Consider the following 18768-nt stretch of genomic DNA (forward strand, 5'->3'; position numbering starts at 1 on the left):
CGGGCGTTTCTGTTTCTGGCCTCATCCCTTGCTGGGTTCTGCCGCGTCCACGAGTTCCGGTGCGGACACGGGCGGCAGCCTGCGCACCTGCGCGGTTTCCATGCGGCCCTGGCGCTGGAATGGCCCCAGGTTTTGCGGTTGACCTGATTCGAGCGCACGCTCGATGGCCGCCAGCACGCGCACATCTGCCAGGCCCTCCTCACCGTTGGGCTCGGGTTCGCGGTTGTGCAGGATGCAATCGGAGAAATACTGCAGCTCGCCGCCAAACTGGTCGGTGGCATCAAAAACCTGTTCGTGGGCCTTGCCGTCCAGCGTCAGGCGATACCGTAACCCGACGCCAAACATGAAACCGGGCGAGACTTCAAGGTCGCCCTTGGTGCCGAGGATGCGGTATTGATCAATATTCGCTCCGCTGTAGCAGACGACGAACTGCGCGATGCGCTGGTCGGCAAAACGTAGGGTCACGCTCACGGTGTCGTCAAAGTTGAACGGCAGATCGGGGTCGCGCACGCCGCACGCAGACACTTCTATGGGCTCCTCGCCAAACAGGTTACGCACGGCGTTGATCGGGTACACGCCCATGTCCGACACGGGGCCTGCCCAATACCCATGGCTTGCGCGGTGGTTCGACGGCGCCACCGATTGACTGAACATGGCCGAGAACGCGCGAATGCGCCCCAGCTTGCCGGCGCGAACCAGTTCGATGGCGGCCAGCGTGGCGGGCTCGAAATGCAACCGGTAAGCGATCATCAGTTTGGCGTTGCCATGGCGGGCGGCTTCGATCATGGCTTCGCAGTCCGCTTCGCTCGTGGCCATCGGCTTCTCGAGCAGCACGTGGATGCCGCGCTGCAGGGCGGGCAGCGCGTACTGCCGGTGCATGTCGTTCGGTAGCGCGAGGTAGATCGCATCAATGTCGCCCGAGGTCAGCAACTGGTCATAGTCGGCATAGCCGTGCACGTGCGTGATGCCATAGCGTTCAGCCAGCGCTGTTGCCTTGGCATCGTCACCCGTCACGAGCGCGGTGACCACCGAGTTGCCGCTCTGCGCGACGCCCGGCAGGAATGCCGCCTGGGAAATCCAGCCGGCCCCCACCACCGCATAGCGCACGGGGTTCCGGCTCGTGCTGGCCAGTGCGGCTCGCGGTTCGCGCGTCGCCTCATGCATTCCGGTAGACATGACAATTCCTTTGCAATCGTTGCGCACATGCACGCCGGTGTGGAGAGGCGGCGCACGGATTCATGCGGGTCCTGCATGACTTAGCAAAGGCGATGCCTGCCGAGTGGAAACCGCCTGAGTTCAGAGCTCGAGGCCCGGTCGGTATGGACTCATGCGTGCTCGGCCCGGCTATCGGCGGGTGCCTCTTCGCGCGTGTTGAGGCCGTAGTCGCGCATCACGTGCGCAATGCGCAGACGGTAGTCTGCAAAGGCATGTTCGCGACCAAAGTGCTGTGCGCGGCGGTGCTGCTCGAGGTTCCGCCATGCCTTGATGGCCTCTTCATCGCGAAAGAACGATAGCGAGAGCATCTTGTCGGGGTCCGTGATGCTCTGGAAGCGCTCGACGGAAATGAAGCCGTCGATCTGCTCGAGCAGCGGCTTCAGCCGGGCGGCGGCGTTCAGGTAGGCGTCGCGTTGGCCGGGGGCGGGTATGACTTCGAAGATGACGGCGATCACGGGCGGCTCCTTGCGTGGCGTCAGGCGTGGAATACGGGCATGCGTGCATTGGGCGACGGGCGGTAGGCCACTTCGCCCAGGTCGACGAGCCACTGGTCGACATTCGGCAGGTTCAGCAGATGCTGCACTGATTCGCGTGCGATGACGGTCGCCAGCACTTCGGCTGGGCACCGGTGCGGGCCGGCGCCGAATGTCCAGAGGCGCGGTTGGGTGCGGTCGATGTCGAAGCGCAGCGGGTCGGCATTCGCTGCTGCGTCGACGTTGGCAGCGGCCAGCAGCACGAGGATCCTGTCGCCCGGACGCAGCGCTTGCCCGGCCAGCTCGGTGTCGCGGGAGACAAATCGCCGGGTGTTCTGTACGGGCGCATCGCGGCGCAAGACTTCTGTCACGAACCGCTCGATCGCCTGCGGGTGCGTGCGCAGGCACGCCACCAGCCCCACATGCCGCGACAGCGCGACGATGCAGTTGCCGAGCAGACCCGCACAGGCATCGTAGGTCTGTGCGAGCAGGGCTGCGAGGTTGCTGACATCGGCATCATCACCGTCGCTGGCGAGGGGTGCGTTCGCGAAGCGGTCTTGCAATCGGGCGACGGCGGCGTCTGCTTCTGCCACCTCCGCGGCGTTGGCCCCGGCGCCGAGCGCGGCCAGATAGGCGGCAATGTCGGTCTGGCAGGCCGCCGCGTCGGCGTCGTCGCCAAGCAGGATGTGCGCGATGGTGGCCAGCGGAATGCGCAAGTGGGCGTCAGCATGCAGAGCGGCGGTGAGGCACGTCGCGTCGCTCCACGCTGCGCTGGCTTGCTGATGCGCGCGCGTGGCCAAAGCGGATACGTCGAGCTGACCGAGCACCTGCATGACAGCGGCCTTGCGGGAATCGTGGTCCGGCCCGTCGATCTGGCGGACGAGGCGCCTGAAGAATGAGCCGGTGGGCGATGCGGCGATGGCCTTGGGTACCGGCTCATCGGCGGGGCGCACCTGGCATGCGGCGTTGCCCAGCACGGCATCGACCGCACTGGCGCTGGCCGCCACCCACCAGCCGAGCGCGTCGTCGAAGAAGCATGGGCGCGTTGCAGCGAGTTGAGCGTAGTAGGGCGCCGGGTCGGCGTGGGTCACGGCTTGCAGCGCGTTCGCGGGAGCGGCGAGCGTGCTGTCCAGGGCTGCGGGCGGCATGGCTTGAGCGGCGGGGCGCGGGAGTAAGATGGCCCCTATTGTCTGGACCGCCCGTTCGCCTGTCACGCGCCAACAGTTTGGCCTGCATCGAATCATGACCGCATCGCCTACCGCCGCACCGGCGGCCACGCAGCCCGATATCGGCCGGCTGGCCGCCACCATCGGAGACCCGACCCGCATCCGCATGCTGCTGCTCTTGATGGAGGGCCGCTCGCTCACCGCCAAGGAGCTTGCCTATGGAGCGGGCGTGGAACCTGCAACCGCCAGCGCCCACCTGCGGCGGCTGGAGGCCGATGCGCTCATCACCTCGCTCGCCAGCGGGCGCTACAAATACTTCGGCCTGCGCTCACCCGCCGTGGCGGAGTTGATTGAATCCCTGCTGGTGGTGGCGCCGGAAAAGCCAGCCGACCCGCGCCGCTCCACCGTGCCGGAGAATCTGCGTGCCGCACGGCTGTGCTACGACCATCTGGCTGGAGCGTTGGGTACGGACGTTTCCGCCCGGCTGCTTGCGCGTGGCTGGATCGTGCCGCAGGGTGATAACCACGCCGAGTACGACGTAACAGCGCCGGGAGCGAGCGCATTCGCGGCCATTGGCATCGACGTGCCGGCCCTGCGCGCGGGACGCCGTCGCCTGGCTTACGGTTGCATGGATTGGAGCGAGCGCCGCCCGCATCTGGCGGGGGCGCTCGGGGCCGCTGTGGCCGAGCGGTGCATCGCGCTGGGCTGGCTCGTGCGCCAGAAGCACTCGCGCGCGCTGGCCATGACGGAGGCGGGACGGCAGGCGCTGTACGCCTGGCTGGCGAGCACCTAGCGAGGCGGGACGGCCGCCTCGCGCCATCACAAGGCGCGGCGGCCTTGGGATGCGACGTAGTCGCGCTGGAATGCGCACATGCGCAGGGCGTTGTGATAGGCGCCATTGCTGAAGAACTCTTCAACCAGTTCGCCCTCGCACTGGAAGCCGCATTTCTCGTAGATGTGGATCGCCTTTTCGTTCTTCACGTCGACCACGAGATACAGCTTGTGCAGGTTCAACACCATGAAGGCGTAGTCGATCGCCAGGCGCGTCGCGGTGGATGCATAGCCTCGGCCCTGCCAGCCGGGCGCGATGATGATCTGGAATTCGCCGCGGCGGTGGATGGTGTTCAGCTCCATCAACTCGACCAGGCCGACGGCCTGTCCTTCCGTGTTTTCGCAGATGAAGCGGCGCTCGCGCTGGTCGTGCACGTGGCGGTCATACAGTTGCGACAGTTCCGTGAATGTTTCGTACGGTTCTTCGAACCAGTAGCGCATGATCTTCGCGTCGTTGTTCAGTTCGTGCACGAAGCGCAGATCATCGCGTTCCAGCGGGCGAAGGGCAAGATTCGGGGCTTTCTCGACGATCATGGTCGTTGTCCTTTTGATGTGCACGAGGCCAATTGCCTGACGCGCGGGTCTTACATCTTGTAGCGTATGCCAAGCAGCGCCATGCGTGGGGCTCCTGGCATGTTGTAGTTTTCAGCCGCACCGTGGGCTGAAACGTAATAAGCCCGGTTGAAGAGGTTCTGCAGATTGAGCGTGACGTCTACGTGCTTGCTGCGATAACCGGCGCCGAGGTCGACGGTCATGTAGCCTGGCAGTGTGGTCAGGTTGTACTGCGAGGCATAGCGGGCGGCCTCTGCGCGCACGCCGCCGGCCACATAGAAACCGTTCGGCAGATCGTGCTTGAGCCACAGGGCGCCACTGTGACGCGGCGTGAGCGAGGGCTGATTGCCGTTGACGGCCACGCCGCCGCTCTTGTCGTAGGGATTCTCGAGGCGGCCATTCAGATAGGCATAGCTGGCCACGAGCGACCACTTCTTACTGATCTCACCCGTGAACGAAAGTTCCAGCCCGCGCGTGCGCTGCGTACCGATGGGGACACCCAGACCCGTGGCCGGGTCGGCGGCCGTGAGGTTTGTCTGCTTCATGTCGAACAGTGCTGCTGTCACGCTTGCACCGGCCGACAGATCGTACTTGGCCCCGATCTCGTAGTTGGTTGTGGACTGCGGAGCGAGCGCGCCGCTGTTGGAGAAGAACGTGAAACTGTCCGCCAGCGGCTGGAACGAGCGACTGTACGAGGCATACAGCGAGAGCGGCTCGATCGGATGGTAGACCACGCCCAGGCGCGGGCTGACCGGCTTGTCGGTGCGCGACAGATCCAGATTCTTGGGCGTGAGGTCGTCGCGGCTCTGCTTGAGGATCTCGTAGCGCAGGCCAGCCAGCACCGTCCATTGCGGCGAGAACTTGACGAGGTCCTGCACGTACGCGGCATAGGTCTCGTTGTGCGAGAGGCCGTAGTTGGTCGGCACGGCATTGGCAGGCACCGTGGGCAGCAGCGGCAGCACCGGATTGAACAGATTGACGTTGAAGCTGCCCGGCGCAGCCGCCACGCGGTCGCTCTTGTCCTGGTAACCCAGCTCGATGCCGTACAGCAGCGTGTGCTGGACGCCCCAGGTTTCCGCCCGCTGCGTCAGCTCGTTCTGCCAGACGGTACCGCGGTCGCTGCGGTTGCGCTGGTTGACGTTGAGCGTGACGGTCGGGATGGGGTCATCGTTGACGCTGCGCACCGTCGTGTAGTTGTTGCGGCCCAGCGAATACTCATAGTTGCGCACCACGCTGTGGAACGCCCACGTGTCACTGAAGCGGTGATCCAGCGTGCCGGTCACGCTCCTGACGGTCGATTCGACATTGCCCGCGCCGGCATTGGCGGAGCCGTAGCGTGTTTCGATCGGCACGTCGACAGGGCGGCCGTGGTACGAAGGAACGCCCTGGTCGGCGATGCGCTTGTCGTGCAGGTAGTCAAACTGCACCGTCAGCTTGGTGTCGGGCGACAGGTTGAACATGAACGACGGCGAGATCGCCTGGCGGCGCAGGAAGTAATCGTTGCGGAAGCCGCCCGAATCTTCCACCGCACCCGAGATGCGTGCGCGGATGGCGTCGTCGTTGATCGAGGTGTTCAGGTCGAACTCGGCGCGCTTCTGGCCCTCGCTGCCGACCAGCACGCCGACTTCGGCCAACGGCGTGGCAAGCGGCGTCTTCGTGACGCGGTTGATGATGCCGCCCGACGAGCCGCGCCCGTACAGCACAGCTGCGGGGCCCTTCAATACCTCGATACGCTCGATGTTCGACAGATCGCGGAAGTACAGCGAATCATCACGCAATCCGTCGACGTACTGGTCGTTGATCGACGAGAAGCCACGGATGGTCACCTGGTCGCGCTGTGCATCGCCCAGCGAGGCCGACACGCCCGGCACGTTGCGCAGCGCATCGTTGATCGACAGCGCCCCCTGGTCCTGGATGATCGCGCGCGGCACGACGTTCACCGATTGGGGAATCTCGCGCAGCGGCACGGGAATCTTCGTGGCCGTGTTGGCGATTGGCGTGTCGTAGCTGGTGGTGTTGCGCGTGCCCTTGACGGTGGCGGTCGGAAGTGTGCCGGCGTCTGCGGCAGCTACGGCGGCGTCTGCGGCAGTTGCCACCTGGGCAAACGGCAGCGTTCCAAGGACAACCAGAGACAGGCGAAGGCCCTCTCGTCGAGATTTCGGCGGCATTGCAGTTCCCGTAAAGTGAAAGGCCCCGATCGGTACGAGGCAGGGCGCGATCCTCATCAAGGTGGTCGCGTCTTCAAAATGTGGAAGCGCAATAGTAATGAGAACAATTCGTATTTACAAGAGGACGCATGCGCGTTTTTGACAATGCGCAACGTGAATCGACCCGCGGTACAGCAACTTTCGTTGCGATAATCCGCAATGACCGGCACCCGATTGCGGACGCCGCGTCTGCCTGGCAGCCTCCCGTTTTCCGTTGATATGTCGCTTTCATCTTCGTCTTCGTCGGCCGTGCGCGTCGCCCTGGTGGGCTATGGATACGCCGGCAAGCTGTTCCATGCCGCCCTCGTGCGCGCAACGCCGGGTCTCCAGTTGCATGTGATCGGCTCCAAGCGGCCGGAGGCCGTTCACGCAGCGCTGCCGGATGTCCAGGTTTGCGCGCCCGAAGCGGCGGTCACGCATGCGGATGTGGACCTCGTTGTCATTGCCGCACCCAACGAGCGTCACGCACCATTGGCCGAAGCCGCGTTACGCGCCGGCAAGCATGTCGTCGTGGATAAGCCCTTTACCGTCACGCTGACCGAGGCACGGCATCTGGCTCGCGTGGCGCGTGAGACGGGGCGCCTGTTGTCCGTCTTCCAGAACCGACGCTGGGACAGCGATTTCCTCGCCGTGCAGACCGTGCTTGCCGGCGGCACCATCGGCGCGGCGATGCACGTGGAGGCGCATTTCGATCGGTACAGGCCCCAGGTGCGGCAGCGCTGGCGCGAGCAGGCGGGGCGGGGCACGGGAATCTGGTTCGATCTGGGGCCGCATCTGGTGGATCAGGCATTGCTGCTGCTCGGTCTGCCAGATTCCGTGACGGCGTCTTTTGCCCGCCAGCGCCCCGGCGCCGAGACGCCGGATTGGGCTCACGTCATCCTGCATGTTGGTGAGCGTCGCGCCATCCTGCATGCCAGCATGTTGGTGGCGGGCGGAGCGCCGCGCTGGGTTGTGCATGGCACGCTCGGCTCGTTCATCAAGCGCAGGCCGGATCCGCAGGAAGCGCAACTGCTGGCCGGCATGGCGCCCGGCGAGACAGGCTGGGGCCAGGATGACGACGCAGGCATCCTGATCGACGGCGCAACATCTGCAACCGTTGACGTGGCGACACCGCCAGGGGACCAGCGCGCCTACTACGCAGCCGTGCGCGATGCCATCCGGGGGCAGCACCCCAACCCTGTGCCGCCGGTGCAGGCGGTCGCGGTGATGGCCGTGCTGGAGGCCGCCGTAGCCGCCGCTGAGACTGGCGCCGTGGCCGTGCCAGACCTGACCGATTCCGAGCGCGCCGATTGGCTCGCCACACGGGAGTCCACGTCGTGAACGGCGTCGTCATCCTGTTGCTCGTGGCCGGCGGCCTGCTTGCCGTCGTGGCGCTCGTGCAGATGCTGGCCTCGCGTTTGACGTTGCCTGAATCGACGCTGCTCGCGCTGGCGGGCATCGGCATCGGCGGCGCGTATGTGGGCCTGCAGAACAGCGCTCCCGCGTTCGCGTCGACGTTCTTCGCGCCGCTCATCGATCCGAGCTGGCCGGCCGAGGCGTATCTCTGGCTGTTTCTGCCACCTTTGCTGTTTCAGGCGGCGCTGTCGGTGGACGTGCGCAGCATGGCGCCGGATGCCGCGCCCATCCTGATGCTGGCGATCGTGGCCGTGGTGGTGGCAACGGGCGTCATCGGCCTGGCAGCCGCAGCGTTCACGCCGTTTGGCGTGGTCACGTGCCTGTTGCTCGGGGCCATGATCGCCACGACCGACCCGTCTGCCGTGATTGCAGTCTTTCGCGATGTCGGTGCGCCCGCACGGCTGATTCGGCTGGTCGAGGGCGAGGCCTTGCTCAATGATGCCGCCGCCATCGCCATCATGGGCGTGCTGCTCGCCATGCTGACCGGGCACGGCGGCGACGCCACCATCGGCGGCGGCCTGCGCGAACTGGCCAAGGCATTCGGCGGCGGCGTGGTCTTTGGGCTCATCGCGGGGCGCATTGCCGCCTATCTGCTGCCGGCGCTGCGCGGCATCGCCCAGGCAGAGGCCGCGTGGACGCTCGCACTGCCGTATCCGCTCTATCTCGTCGCAGAGAACATGCTGCATGTGTCGGGGGTGGTCACGGTGGTCTGTGCCGGGTTGGTGATCGGAGCGCTCGGGCGCACGCGGCTGACCCCGCGCAACTGGTCGCACCTGCAATTGATCTGGGAGCAGATTGCCGCGCTGGCCGGCGCAGTGGTCTTTCTGCTGGCGGCCGTGCGCGTGCCGGAGCTGCTGCATGGCGTGGTCTGGAAAGACGCAGGGTGGTTGGCGGTTGTCGTGGCGGCAGCCCTCGTGGCTCGCCTGGCCGTGCTGTTTGGCCTGCTCCCTGCGTTAGCGTGGTTCAAGCTTTCCGCACCCGTGAGTCATGCATACAAGCTGGCCATCGCCTGGGGCGGGCTGCGTGGGGCCGTGACCCTCGTACTCGCGCTGGGCGTGGCCGAAAAACATGCCGTGCATGCGGCGGATCGCCACTTCGTCTCCATTCTTGCGACCGGCTTTGTGCTGGTGAGCGTGCTCGTCAACGGGGCGACGCTGCGCTGGGTGATGCACCAGCTCGGTCTTGACCAGCTTTCATCGCAGGAACAGGCGCTGCAAGGACAGGCGCTGAACATGTCGACGGAAGAGGTGGAAGCGATCATGCGCCGCATTGGCGGCCACTTCCATTTCACAGCGGGCGCGACCGATCAGGCGGTTGCAACGTATCGGCTGGAAGTGGCGGCCGGTGCGGCCGAGCTGAACCTTGAAGAAGCGCTCTCCGAGCGCGAGCGCCTGACGATCGGGCTGGTCGCGTTGGCCACGCGCGAGCGTGAGCTGATTCCGGAGTACGGCAATGGCCTGATCTCCATCCGCAACCTTGACGCGATGATGCGCAACACCGCAGACATGATCGACGCGGCTCGTACGGAAGGGCGTCTCGGCTACAAGCGCGCGTCACGCCAGATCCTGGCCAAGCATGTCGGCTATCGCGTCGCCTTCTGGCTGCACCGCGTTGCGCATATCGACCGGCCGCTGGCCAACGCGCTGGCTGACCGCTTCGAATTGCTGGTGTGTCGGCAGACCGTTCTGGAGCGGCTGCGCGCATACAACCGGGTGTCGCTGCAGCCGGTGCTGGGCGAGCGCATGGCCGATCTGCTCGACGGCGTCCTCATCGCCCGCATCGAGGCCGCAGAAGGCGGCCTGACCGAACTGCGCGAGAAGTTTGGCGACTACAGCGCCGCGCTGGAAAAGCGCCTGCTCCTGCTGTTTGCGCTGTATATCGGCCAGACCAAGATTGATGCGATGCTGGCGGAAACGGTGATCTCGAAAGAGGTCTACAAGCAGATCAGCGCAGTCATCCGACGCGCCTGGACAGCGGCGCTGCCGCGGCCGCCGCTCGGATTGTCCTCGCAGACGCCGTCTGCGCAGGCCGATGCCGCGCCGTAGCGACGTGCATCAAAGCCGCTTGACCGGCCGCTCGCCGGTCAGATGGCGGTGGATGTCGTGCGTGACGAAGCCCGAGTCGTCCGTCGGCATCGCCAGCCACTCTGGGTGCGCGAGCGATTCGCGGATGTCCGCCAGCCCCGAAGCCCAATGGTCGCGCATGGTCGAGGGCCCGAACTGGATGTCCTTGCCGGGGCCTTCGTGGTCCTTGGCGGCGTAGATGAGGTGGATGACGTTGTAGCGCTTGGTGCAGGCCAGCTCCTGCGCGTGCTGGTACCACGGCGTGCGGCCAAACTCCCCGGGCGGGAGGTGGTCGAGCAATTGGCGGACCAGCCGGCGGGTCGACTGCGCGCGCTCCATCCAATCGGTGATGAGCCGCGTCCGGCTGGAGTACTGGATGTCCTTCTGACGGCTGGCTACGCCGATCATGGTGTCCGGCACCGGGCCCACCGCGCTCCAGAGATCCACCTGAAAGACCAGCGAGTCGCGCCGCGGCGTGCTTTGCAGTACATGCGACAACGGGGTGTTCGAGACCACACCGCCGTCCCAGTAGTAATCACCGTCGATCTGCACGGGAGGGAACCCGGGCGGCAGCGCGCCGGAGGCCATGAAGTGGTCCACCGTGAGCCGGCGCTCGGTGTTGTCGAAGCACTCGAGGTTGCCGGTGCGCAGGTTCACGGCTTCCACACTGACGCGGATGCCGCCGTCATTGATGCGGTCGAAGTCGCACAGGCGTTCCAGGGTGGCTCTGAGCGGCGTGGTGTCGTAGTAGCTGGCGTCGAGCGGATCGACCTCGTTGGCCGGTAGCGGCGCAGGAATGCGCGGCGTGAAAAAGCCGCGTTGGCCTTCGAGGATGGTGTCGGCCGCTTGCATCGCTGTCAGCCACTTCCGCAGATGTGCATTGCCGTCGAACCAGGCGTTTTCCAGGAGGTCCGGCAGCGGCGGTGAGAAGCTCGGTTGCGTGATCGTCTGCCAGAACGCGCGCAGCTTCGCTTGCCGATGCTCGGGGGCGTTGCCGGCAATGATGGCCGTGTTGAGTGCCCCGATGGAGATGCCCGCAATCCAGTTTGGCACGATGCCCGCTTCGTCCAGCCCTTCGAACACGCCTGCCTGGTAGGCCCCCAGCGCGCCACCGCCCTGCAGTACCAGCGCGATGTTCTCGTAGGCTGGCAGCACGATGCGCTGCGCCTGTGTGGACGGCGCATCTGCGGGGCGCGATGATTCAGCAGGATTGGGCCGCATGCTTGCAGCCGCGCGTGGTCTGGGTGCGGACATGTCTCCTCCAGCTTCGTGGTGTTGGCGTATCGCAAGAACCGCCTCGGCTCACCACGAAAGGTTGGTCGGCGAGCGCAGCGCTCGGGAAGGCTGCCATCAAGCGTGCTGTCTCAGCGCCGTCCACGATGTCGCCCAGCACAGGCGTGGCTGGGCTGGCGCGTCATCGACCACCGCGTCCATGCGGAGGAAGAGGGCTCTACAGCACTGCCTGCTTCGACCGTCCCCAGCGCCTGCGGTTCAAGGCGGCTGCCTGGCTCAGGCGTGCGAAAGAAACTCCCACAGTGCGGGCTCGGCGGAATATGCGACGTTGAACCGCAGCCATGGGCTGATCTCATCATGGGGCCGGAAGTACTGACCGGGCGCCAGCCAGATGTTGTGGCGGATGGCCCGATCGGCCAGGGCAGCCGAATCCTCTTGGCCCGGCAGCCGCGCCCAGAGGAAGAGGCCGCGCCCCGGTGTGTCGAACACCTCGGCGCCATGCGCGCGCATGATGGATTCGACGCCCGCATGTGCGTCGGCCAACCGCGCAATCAGCCGCGCTACATGTTCCTCGTACCCTGGCCGCGTGACGAATGCATGGACGATGCGCTCGGTGATTTCCGAGGAGGTGAGTGCCACTGCCATCTTGGTGCGTGCCAGTTCGCGGGCGATGGCAGCGTCGGCCACCACGTAGCCCGCGCGTAACGATGGCGAAATCGTCTTCGAGAATCCGCTGACGTATAACGTGCGCCGCAGGCCGTCGAGTGCGGCCAGCATGGGCGCGGCGGGGTCTGCGAGTTCGCGGTGCAGGTCATCTTCGACGATCCACAGGCCATGCTGTTCGGCCAGTTGCAGCACGCGGTAGGCGTTCTGCGCGGTCATCGAGGAGCCCGTCGGGTTCTGCAGGACGGAGCTGGTGAACAGCGCGCGCGGACGGTCGGCCTCATCCGTGCGCAGAATGGTTTCCAGGGCGGCGGTGTCGAGCCCGTCCGGCGTGCGAGGCACGCCGACCACGCGCAGCCCGGCCAGCTTCAGCACCTGCAGGACGTTGCAGTAGCCGGGATCGTCCACGGCGACCACGTCGCCCGCCTTGAACAGCGTGCGTACGATCAGGTCGAGTGCCTGCGTGGCTCCGCTGGTCAGCAGTACCTGCGAGCGTTCGACCGGCAGCCCGCGCAGCGAGAGTGACTGAGCCACGTATTCGCCCAGCGGCGCATAGCCCCAGGGGTGTCCGTAACCCGCGACGCGCAGCGCGGACACGCGGCTCACAGCACGCATCGCTTCCTGCACGCCGCGCTCGTCCAGCCAATCGTTGGGCAGCCAGCCGCAACCGGGCTTGATGGCGATCGACCGATCGGCAAAGACATCCGAAAGCAGCCACGCGGCGTTCAGCTTCGGCGGCTCCCAGCGCGGGGCTACGGCTGCGGGTTGGGCCGGGGCGCGGGCTGCGACCAGATAGCCCGAGCGGGGCCGCGCCACGATGGCTCCCAACGCTGCCAGTCGGGTATAGGCCTCGGCCACCGTGAAGGTGCTGACGTCGTGTGCCTGGGCAAGCTTGCGCACCGAAGGCAGGCGGGTGCCCGGCAGCAGACGATGGTCGTCCACGGCTGCACGAATGCCTTGGACGATCTGGTCGACCAACGTACGCTGTGGATGATGAGGATCGAGTTGGAGTTGCATGTTGCAATGCGACGTGAAGGCGATGGCGGTACCTATACAGTTTCTGATGGAAACGCCATCTGTGCATGTCCGGGCTTCGTTCGACTCTGTACAGTTTGCTCCAATTGCTGGCATGCCAGCCCGTTTTATTTCCGGAGACGCCGATGAAACCCGCACCGCACCCGCTGGAAACCTCCGATCTGTCCTATTTCTGGATGCCCTTTACGGCCAATCGCCAGTACAAGGCAGCGCCGCGTCTGCTGGTATCGGCCCAGGGCATGTACTACCGCGATGCCGACGGCCGTGAAGTGCTCGACGGCACGGCGGGCCTCTGGTGTGTGAATGCCGGCCACAGCCGCAAGGAGATCGTCGACGCCATCACCACGCAGGCCAGCACGCTCGATTACGCGCCCACCTTCCAGATGGGCCACCCGATGGCGTTTCGTGCTGCCGAGAAAGTGGCCGAAATCATGCCCGAGGGCCTGAACCGCATCTTCTTCGCGAACTCCGGTTCGGAAGCGGTGGATACGGCACTGAAGATTGCACTGGCATACCACCGCGCCCGCGGGGAAGGCCAGCGCACGCGTCTGATCGGACGCGAGCGGGGCTACCACGGCGTGGGGTTCGGCGGTATCTCGGTGGGCGGCATCTCGCCGAACCGCAAGGCGTTTTCGGCGAACCTCATTCCCGGCGTAGACCACCTGCCGCACACCCACGCACCCGAGCACAACGCCTTCTCCAAGGGTCAGCCCGCGTGGGGCGAGCATCTGGCAGATGAGCTGGAACGCATCGTCGCGCTGCATGATGCGTCGACCATTGCCGCCGTCATCGTCGAGCCGCTGGCGGGCTCCACGGGCGTGCTCGTGCCACCCAAGGGTTATCTGCAGCGCCTGCGTGCACTGTGCGACAAATACGGCATCCTGCTGATCTTTGACGAGGTGATCACCGGTTTCGGTCGCCTCGGCGCGGCCACTGCGGCGGAATACTTCGGTGTGACGCCCGATCTGCTGACGATGGCCAAGGGCATCAACAATGCCGCAGTGCCAATGGGCGCCGTGGCTGCGCGACAGTCGGTGCACGACACCATCGTCGAAGCCGGTGCCCCGGGTGCGATCGAGCTGTTCCACGGCTACACGTACTCGGCACACCCGCTGGCAGCGGCGGCCGCGGTGGCGGCGCTCGATCTGTATCGCAGCGAAGGCTTGTTCGAGCGCGCCCGTTCGCTGTCGCCGGTATTCGAGGCAGCAGCCCATGCGGTCAAGGGTGCGCCGCACGTGAAGGACATCCGCAACCTGGGCCTGGTCGCCGGCATCGAGCTGGAGTCGCGCCCGGGGGCGGTGGGGGCGCGCGCCTACGAAGTTTTCCTGAAATGCCTGGAGCGTGGCGTGCTCGTGCGCTACACCGGCGATATTCTGGCGTTCTCGCCGCCTCTCATCATTGAAGAGGCGCAGATCGCCCGCATTTTTGATACCGTCCGAACTGTTCTGCAAGAGGTAGCTTGAGATGAATCGACCGATTGATCCCGCCGTAACCGAGTCCGTGGTCAGCCACTACATTGGTGGCCAGCGCCATGCCGGCAGCGGCACGCGCAGTGCCGATGTCTTCAACCCTGCCACGGGCGCCGTGAGTGCCCAGGTGCTGCTGGGCGGCTCGGCCGAGGTGGAGGCTGCCGTGGCAGCCGCGCGCGCCGTGGCACCTGCCTGGGCAGAAACCTCGCCGCTCAAGCGCTCGCGCATCCTGTTCAAGTTCAAGGAGTTGCTCGACCTGAACCAGGACGCTCTGGCCGCCGCCATCACGCGCGAGCACGGCAAGGTGCTCTCCGATGCCAAGGGTGAAGTTACGCGCGGCATCGAAGTGGTCGAGTTTGCCTGCGGCATTCCGAACCTGCTCAAGACCGAGTTCACCGACAACATCGGCGGTGGCATCGACAACTGGAACCTGCGCCAGCCGCTGGGCGTGGTGGCTGGCATCACGCCGTTCAACTTCCCCTTCATGGTGCCGATGTGGATGGCGCCCGTGGCACTCGCCTGCGGCAACGCCTTCATCCTCAAGCCAAGCGAACGCGACCCGAGCCCCAGCCTGATGATTGCCGATCTGCTCAAGCAGGCCGGCTTGCCCGACGGCGTATTCAATGTCGTGCAGGGCGGCAAGGACGCGGTGGATGCACTCCTGGCCCACCCGGATGTGCAAGCCCTGTCGTTTGTCGGCAGTACGCCGATTGCCGAGTACATCTACACGGAAGGCACGAAGCGCGGCAAGCGCGTGCAGGCCCTGGGCGGCGCGAAGAATCACCTGGTCGTCATGCCCGATGCCGACCTTGACCAGGCGGTCGATGCGCTGATCGGTGCCGGTTACGGCTCGGCTGGCGAGCGCTGCATGGCCATCTCCGTGGCCGTGGCCGTCGGCGACGTGGCCGACAAGCTCGTGCCGCGCCTGGCCGAGCGCGCCAGGGCGCTCAAGATCGGCAACGGCATGGAAGCCGACAGTGAAATGGGCCCGCTCGTCACCGCGGCACACAAGGCCAAGGTGGAAGGCTATATCGCCAAGGGTGTGGAAGAGGGCGCCAAGCTGGTCGTGGATGGTCGCGGCCATTCCGTCGAGGGGCATACGGAAGGCTTCTTCACGGGCGGCACGCTGTTCGACCACGTCAAGCCTGACATGACGATCTACAAGGAAGAGATCTTCGGTCCGGTCCTGTCGGTCGTGCGCGTGCGCGATTTTGCCGAGGCAGTCGAGCTGATCAACGCGCACGAATACGGGAACGGCGTCTCGTGCTTCACCAGCGATGGTGGCGTGGCGCGAGCATTCGCGCGGCAGATCCAGGTGGGCATGGTCGGCATCAACGTGCCGATTCCGGTGCCGATGGCGTGGCACAGCTTTGGCGGTTGGAAGCGGTCCCTGTTTGGCGACCACCACGCCTACGGCGAAGAGGGTGTGCGTTTCTACACGCGTTACAAGAGCGTGATGCAACGCTGGCCGGATTCGATCGGCAAGGGCGCTGAATTCGTCATGCCGACGGCCAAGTAATCGGATGCATCATCCAAGACAAAGGGAGGCAATGCCTCCCTTTGTCGTTGCACACGCGAAGTTCAAAACTGCGCGTCATAGGGGCCTGATATTCACGGCGATCAGCTCGCCGTCCGGCCCGATCTCCACATCAAAGCTGACGCGCTGGCCCTCGTGCAGTGTGAGCGAGCGGGGAAACTGGATTTCCGAATCCCGGATAAAACGCGGGGCAGCATGCATTTCTGCAGCTGCCCCGGCGGGCGGATCATATTGAACGGCTTGATCTTCAATTCGGCTGGCCATGGCATTCTCCCGAGAGGGGTTTCGTCAAACCGGGGCGCCGCTTCCGGCAACCCTTCGACCGCTTGATGGCAAACACGTACTGAACAACCCTTACAACCTGATTCTTACGGGGCTTTCGACCGGCGCGCCTCCTGCCCGGAAGGTTGGCGCGCCGTCCTCCAATCGCTTTGACGATCTTGGCGTAGCCTGTGCCCCGGCCTTCGGATTAAGCCGCCTGGATATTCGAGGCTTGCTTGCCCTTCGGGCCTTGCGTGACTTCAAACGACACCCGTTGACCTTCCTTCAGGGTTTTGAAACCCTGCATAGTGATCGCCGAGAAATGTGCGAACAGGTCCTCGCCGCCATCATCCGGGGTAATGAAACCGAAACCCTTTGCGTCGTTGAACCACTTGACGGTACCAGTAGCCATGATTTTTGATTCGTGAAGTTGAGAAATCGATCGACTGCCGGCCGAGAAACACAGCAGGCAGACCCCGCCAAACCAGCCAAACGATCGTTTGCTGAATATATGCTTGGCGCGTCTCCCCGTCAAAGCTTGTTTTTTTAACATCCAGAGCTAGATCAAGCATAGGCGATGCCAGTAGGCTGATTCAGGGGCGGAGCGTTCTCGCCATCGGTGCAAACCCCCGCGCAAACCTGAGCGTTTTCACCTAAGCTTCAGTGGCGTCTGAGCCACTCCAACGGCCCTCCGGGCTTTGGTTTTGCTTCACATGGCGCACGGATATTGCGTGTGGTCCCGTCGTTTCAGTTGCAGCCAACCATGTCGACAGCCGTAGCCAGCACAATCACAAAAAAACCCGCGTTGATGGCCACCATGGTGGGCGCAATCGGCGTGGTCTTCGGAGATATCGGCACCAGCCCGCTGTACGCACTGAAGGAGTGCTTCAATCCCGAGCACGGGGTGCCGTTCTCCGACCAGACGGTCTTTGGCGTCCTCTCGATGCTGTTCTGGGCGATGACACTGGTCGTGTCGATCAAGTACGTCGTGTTCGTCATGCGCGCCGACAACAATGGCGAAGGCGGCATCCTTGCGCTCACGGCGCTGGCCATGCGTGCCAGCAGCGGAAAAGCCCGCTTCACCCGCACGCTCATGCTGCTTGGCTTGTTAGGCGCCGCCATGTTCTATGGCGATGCGGTCATCACGCCGGCCATCTCGGTGCTTTCCGCCATCGAAGGCATGGAGATCATGGCGCCTGCGTTGCAGTCGTGGGTGCTGCCGCTGGCCCTGACCGTGCTCATCGGTCTGTTCCTGTTGCAGAAGCAGGGCACGCACGTGGTCGGGCGCCTGTTCGGCCCGGTGATGCTGATCTGGTTTGCCCTCCTCGGCCTGCTTGGGTTGGTGTCGCTGGCGAAGGCCCCGCAGGTATTGGTGGCGCTCAACCCGGTCTATGCGCTCGAGTTCGGCTTCCGTCATACCGTGCAGGCGTTCATCGTTTTCGGCTCGGTATTCCTGGCGCTGACGGGTGCCGAGGCACTGTATGCCGACATGGGTCACTTCGGGGCCCGGCCTATCCGTTTCGCGTGGTTCTACATTGCCATGCCGTGCCTGCTGCTGAACTATTTCGGGCAGGGCGCCTTGCTGCTGCGCGAGCCGACCGCCGTGCAGAATCCCTTCTTCCTGCTGATGCCCAACTGGGCCGTCGGGCCCATGGTGGTGCTGGCGACAGCGGCCACCGTGATTGCATCGCAAGCCGTCATCTCGGGTGCATTCTCGATGACGGCCCAGGCCGTGCATCTGGGCTATGCGCCCCGTATGAAGATCCTGTACACCTCCGATGTCGAGATCGGCCAGATCTATGTGCCCGTGGTCAATTACGTGCTGTTGCTGCTCGTGGTGGCGGTGGTCCTGGCGTTCGGCAAATCCGATAATCTGGCCGCGGCCTATGGCATTGCCGTGACAACGACGATGGTGCTGACGACCTGCCTGGTGACCGTGGTGATGCGCAACACGTGGAGGTGGGGCCTGCCGGTGGTGGTAACGCTCGGAGCGGTGTTTCTGGCGGTCGACCTGTCGTTCTTCGCGGCCAATCTGCTCAAGATCGCGGCGGGCGGGTGGTTCCCGTTATTGCTGGGCGGTCTGATCTTTTTCCTGATGGTGACGTGGCACACCGGCACGCAACTGCTGAAGGCGCGTAACGTCGAAGGGGGCATCCCGCTCGAGCCGTTCATGGAAGGACTGCTGCGGCATCCGCCGTACCGCGTGGATGGCACGGCCGTCTATCTCACGCCCAGCATGGACTTCGTGCCGCTGGCGCTGCTGCATAACCTCAAGCACAACCATGTGCTGCACAAGCGCGTGCTGTTCGTCCATTTCCGGACGCTGGCCGTGCCTTATGTCGAGCCGGCCAAGCGGCTGGTCATCAAGACCATCGGCCAGGACATTTACGCAGCCGTGGTCGATTTCGGCTTCAAGGAAACCCCAGCGGTGGATGAGATCGTCAAGAACGTCGGTGAGCGTCTCGGCATTGTCTTTGAAGACATGGAGACGTCGTTCTTCATCACGCGTGCCACGGTGGTTCCGTCACCGCTGCCTGGTATGGCAATGTGGCGCGAGTCACTGTTCGCATGGATGCAGCACAACAGCGCGAAGCCGTCCGACTTCTTTCGTATTCCAGCCAACCGGCTGGTCGAGCTTGGAAGCAAGGTTGAAATCTAGCGCCGGTGC

The 18768-nt window shown here is 64.8% G+C and carries 15 protein-coding genes; 6 read left to right on the forward strand and 9 right to left on the reverse strand.

Annotated elements, in window-relative coordinates; translation table 11 throughout:
* Positions 1–21: 21 nt before the first annotated feature.
* The 3 genes from R2N03_RS11460 to R2N03_RS11470 all read right to left on the reverse strand — a co-directional run bounded on the left by R2N03_RS11460 (position 22) and on the right by R2N03_RS11470 (position 2836).
* Positions 22–1176, reverse strand: a complete 1155-nt coding sequence (locus R2N03_RS11460; RefSeq protein ID WP_316657711.1) for a Gfo/Idh/MocA family protein — start codon at positions 1174–1176, stop codon at positions 22–24.
* A 149-nt stretch (positions 1177–1325) separates the two neighbouring features.
* Complete coding sequence (locus R2N03_RS11465) at positions 1326–1670, reverse strand: antibiotic biosynthesis monooxygenase family protein (protein WP_316657712.1); 345 nt, start codon at positions 1668–1670, stop codon at positions 1326–1328.
* A 20-nt stretch (positions 1671–1690) separates the two neighbouring features.
* A complete protein-coding gene (locus R2N03_RS11470) occupies positions 1691–2836 on the reverse strand; it encodes a cytochrome P450 (RefSeq protein ID WP_316657713.1) in 1146 nt (381 codons plus the stop codon).
* 94 nt (positions 2837–2930) lie between these two features.
* Between R2N03_RS11470 and R2N03_RS11475 the strand changes: the two genes are divergently transcribed.
* Positions 2931–3647: an ArsR/SmtB family transcription factor gene (locus R2N03_RS11475; protein WP_316657714.1), complete on the forward strand. Its 717-nt coding sequence runs from the start codon at positions 2931–2933 to the stop codon at positions 3645–3647.
* Between the two features lie 26 nt (positions 3648–3673).
* Here the strand turns inward: R2N03_RS11475 and speG are convergent, their stop codons facing one another.
* Entirely contained in the window at positions 3674–4219 is a 546-nt protein-coding gene (speG, locus tag R2N03_RS11480) for a spermidine N1-acetyltransferase (protein ID WP_316657715.1), read from the reverse strand.
* Positions 4220–4269: 50 nt separating this feature from the next.
* Complete coding sequence (locus R2N03_RS11485; protein ID WP_316657716.1) at positions 4270–6405, reverse strand: TonB-dependent receptor; 2136 nt, start codon at positions 6403–6405, stop codon at positions 4270–4272.
* Between the two features lie 258 nt (positions 6406–6663).
* Here R2N03_RS11485 and R2N03_RS11490 point away from each other — a divergent pair, with 258 nt between their 5' ends.
* Both R2N03_RS11490 and R2N03_RS11495 read left to right on the forward strand, forming a co-directional pair.
* Positions 6664–7764 (forward strand): oxidoreductase, encoded by a 1101-nt coding sequence (locus R2N03_RS11490; RefSeq protein WP_316657717.1) that lies wholly within the window; start codon positions 6664–6666, stop codon positions 7762–7764.
* A complete protein-coding gene (locus tag R2N03_RS11495; protein WP_316657718.1) occupies positions 7761–9884 on the forward strand; it encodes a cation:proton antiporter in 2124 nt (707 codons plus the stop codon). The genes R2N03_RS11490 and R2N03_RS11495 overlap by 4 nt, the downstream gene beginning before the upstream one ends.
* 9 nt (positions 9885–9893) lie before the next feature.
* On the opposite strand, the gene R2N03_RS11500 is transcribed toward R2N03_RS11495, so the two are convergent.
* Positions 9894–11156 (reverse strand): DUF3734 domain-containing protein, encoded by a 1263-nt coding sequence (locus R2N03_RS11500; protein WP_316657719.1) that lies wholly within the window; start codon positions 11154–11156, stop codon positions 9894–9896.
* A gap of 255 nt (positions 11157–11411) precedes the next feature.
* The gene (locus R2N03_RS11505; protein ID WP_316657720.1) at positions 11412–12815 is read right to left on the reverse strand and encodes an aminotransferase-like domain-containing protein; all 1404 of its coding nucleotides are present in this window, start codon (positions 12813–12815) and stop codon (positions 11412–11414) included.
* A 143-nt stretch (positions 12816–12958) separates the two neighbouring features.
* On the opposite strand from R2N03_RS11505, the gene aptA reads away from it, so the two are divergent.
* Together aptA and R2N03_RS11515 are read left to right on the forward strand one after the other, a co-directional pair.
* On the forward strand, positions 12959–14296 hold the full coding sequence (gene aptA / locus R2N03_RS11510) for an omega-aminotransferase AptA (RefSeq protein WP_316657722.1): 1338 nt from the start codon (positions 12959–12961) through the stop codon (positions 14294–14296).
* A gap of 1 nt (position 14297) precedes the next feature.
* Positions 14298–15821 (forward strand): CoA-acylating methylmalonate-semialdehyde dehydrogenase, encoded by a 1524-nt coding sequence (locus tag R2N03_RS11515; protein WP_316657723.1) that lies wholly within the window; start codon positions 14298–14300, stop codon positions 15819–15821.
* A 75-nt stretch (positions 15822–15896) separates the two neighbouring features.
* Here the strand turns inward: R2N03_RS11515 and R2N03_RS11520 are convergent, their stop codons facing one another.
* Together R2N03_RS11520 and R2N03_RS11525 are read right to left on the reverse strand one after the other, a co-directional pair.
* Positions 15897–16103, reverse strand: coding sequence for a cold-shock protein (locus R2N03_RS11520; RefSeq protein ID WP_316657724.1), 207 nt, complete (start codon positions 16101–16103; stop codon positions 15897–15899).
* Between the two features lie 205 nt (positions 16104–16308).
* Positions 16309–16512: a cold-shock protein gene (locus R2N03_RS11525; RefSeq protein WP_316657795.1), complete on the reverse strand. Its 204-nt coding sequence runs from the start codon at positions 16510–16512 to the stop codon at positions 16309–16311.
* A gap of 351 nt (positions 16513–16863) precedes the next feature.
* Between R2N03_RS11525 and R2N03_RS11530 the strand changes: the two genes are divergently transcribed.
* Positions 16864–18759: a potassium transporter Kup gene (locus R2N03_RS11530; protein ID WP_316657725.1), complete on the forward strand. Its 1896-nt coding sequence runs from the start codon at positions 16864–16866 to the stop codon at positions 18757–18759.
* Positions 18760–18768 lie beyond the last annotated feature (9 nt).

The sequence above is a fragment of the Ralstonia condita genome (assembly GCF_958405655.1).
Classification (GTDB): Bacteria; Pseudomonadota; Gammaproteobacteria; order Burkholderiales; family Burkholderiaceae; genus Ralstonia; species Ralstonia condita.

What these genes read in the sequence shown, in the direction of transcription:
- R2N03_RS11460 (WP_316657711.1), bottom strand. Translation starts at nt 1,176, where the DNA reads ATGTCTACCGGAATGCATGAGGCGACGCGCGAACCGCGAGCCGCACTG.
- R2N03_RS11470 (WP_316657713.1), bottom strand. Translation starts at nt 2,836, where the DNA reads ATGCCGCCCGCAGCCCTGGACAGCACGCTCGCCGCTCCCGCGAACGCG.
- R2N03_RS11475 (WP_316657714.1), top strand. Translation starts at nt 2,931, where the DNA reads ATGACCGCATCGCCTACCGCCGCACCGGCGGCCACGCAGCCCGATATC.
- speG (WP_316657715.1), bottom strand. Translation starts at nt 4,219, where the DNA reads ATGATCGTCGAGAAAGCCCCGAATCTTGCCCTTCGCCCGCTGGAACGC.
- R2N03_RS11485 (WP_316657716.1), bottom strand. Translation starts at nt 6,405, where the DNA reads ATGCCGCCGAAATCTCGACGAGAGGGCCTTCGCCTGTCTCTGGTTGTC.
- R2N03_RS11490 (WP_316657717.1), top strand. Translation starts at nt 6,664, where the DNA reads ATGTCGCTTTCATCTTCGTCTTCGTCGGCCGTGCGCGTCGCCCTGGTG.
- R2N03_RS11500 (WP_316657719.1), bottom strand. Translation starts at nt 11,156, where the DNA reads ATGTCCGCACCCAGACCACGCGCGGCTGCAAGCATGCGGCCCAATCCT.
- R2N03_RS11505 (WP_316657720.1), bottom strand. Translation starts at nt 12,815, where the DNA reads ATGCAACTCCAACTCGATCCTCATCATCCACAGCGTACGTTGGTCGAC.
- aptA (WP_316657722.1), top strand. Translation starts at nt 12,959, where the DNA reads ATGAAACCCGCACCGCACCCGCTGGAAACCTCCGATCTGTCCTATTTC.
- R2N03_RS11515 (WP_316657723.1), top strand. Translation starts at nt 14,298, where the DNA reads ATGAATCGACCGATTGATCCCGCCGTAACCGAGTCCGTGGTCAGCCAC.
- R2N03_RS11520 (WP_316657724.1), bottom strand. Translation starts at nt 16,103, where the DNA reads ATGGCCAGCCGAATTGAAGATCAAGCCGTTCAATATGATCCGCCCGCC.
- R2N03_RS11525 (WP_316657795.1), bottom strand. Translation starts at nt 16,512, where the DNA reads ATGGCTACTGGTACCGTCAAGTGGTTCAACGACGCAAAGGGTTTCGGT.
- R2N03_RS11530 (WP_316657725.1), top strand. Translation starts at nt 16,864, where the DNA reads ATGTCGACAGCCGTAGCCAGCACAATCACAAAAAAACCCGCGTTGATG.